This window comes from Terrisporobacter othiniensis, assembly GCF_000808015.1.
Taxonomy (GTDB): Bacteria; Bacillota; Clostridia; order Peptostreptococcales; family Peptostreptococcaceae; genus Terrisporobacter; species Terrisporobacter muris.
Genome location: NZ_JWHR01000146.1, coordinates 1 through 484, shown reverse-complemented (window position 1 = coordinate 484; position 484 = coordinate 1). Strand labels below are relative to the sequence as shown.

Sequence of the window (484 nt, the reverse complement as noted above, 5' to 3'; positions counted from 1 at the left end):
AAGAAATTAATATTAAAGATAATGAAAAAGACTCCATATTAAATATGATAATAATACAAGACTTGAATGCAAAAATTCAAATAGAAAAGTTAAAAAATACATTAGAACAAAACAAAATAATAGAGTTAGGACGAAATGAGATGTTATCAAATATATCTCATGAATTTAAAACACCTGTTAATGTAATATATTCGACAGCACAGTTACTTGATTTAGAGAAAACACAAAATGATTATAAAAAGTTACATGAATACAATATTTTAATAAAAAGAAATTGTGATAGATTAATTAGAATGATTAATAATTTTATTGACTCAACTAAATTTGAAGCAAATATAATAAATATGGATTTAAAAATAATAAATATAGTATCTTTAGTAGAAGATTTAACTATGTCTATTATAAATTTTGCTCAAAATAAAAATATTGAAGTTATATTTGATACTGAAGAAGAAGAAATATATATTTTAGCAGATATAGATTT

General features: G+C 19.6%; 1 protein-coding gene. It reads left to right on the top strand.

Translation table 11 applies throughout. The features are described 5' to 3' along the window. On the top strand, positions 1-484 hold a 484-nt coding region (locus tag QX51_RS17355), incomplete at both ends, for a sensor histidine kinase (RefSeq protein WP_161791944.1).